Source organism: Wolbachia endosymbiont of Tuta absoluta (assembly GCF_059414725.1).
Genome location: NZ_JBNRJY010000039.1, coordinates 1 through 677, shown reverse-complemented (window position 1 = coordinate 677; position 677 = coordinate 1). Strand labels below are relative to the sequence as shown.

1 protein-coding gene is annotated in these 677 nt (G+C 33.8%); it reads left to right on the top strand.

Annotation, left to right across the window (positions count from 1 at the left end; all coding sequences use genetic code 11):
• On the top strand, positions 1-204 hold a 204-nt coding region (locus tag ACJ5GX_RS00290), incomplete at its 5' end, for a hypothetical protein (protein WP_495292569.1).
• Between the last annotated feature and the right edge of the window lie 473 nt (positions 205-677).

Sequence of the window (677 nt, the reverse complement as noted above, 5' to 3'; positions counted from 1 at the left end):
AAAAACCTATTTAATGTTGAGCACTATGCTGTTAACCAAAAACAAGAAAAATTGCAACAGGCAAAATATGTTATAGTTGATCGATCACTGGTAAGTAGAAACAAAAGACAGACAATTACAAGCCCTATCCAGGCTAACTCCACAGGAAAACCTATCATATTCAGTAGAAGAATCTCTAGGAATTATAATGTTTGCCTTTCATAAAATTCATAGGTAACATTTGAAACTCAAGTTAATTCTGATATATACTATTTCTTAAAAACTTTGAAAGTAAAATAAATTCATTTGTATTGCTGTGTGATGTTGGTTTAGAATAGCATCAACTCATTTCTTTCCCATGGGTGTCTTAAGGTGTGCCTAGGAGGGGTGTATGTGTATTGCAATTTTAGGTAATAGGCTGACAACGTTTCACTATTGTGATGCATAATTTTTTCAATACCCCCTAATAAAAAATGTTTGTCAGAGATGGTATAAATGATCCTTTTTACTGCATTTAACACTCTTCCTTGTCCACAAGCGATATAGGTGTGATATATGTTATTTGTATTTGTTACAGAAAACATAGCCCATTGCAGAGATGAAAACCTAATAGAAGTGTATGTGAGCTCTTGGGAATTTGATGCATACTTAAATCTGCAATCAAACACTGCCTACCTCTTTGCAGAGGTTGGTCTAGC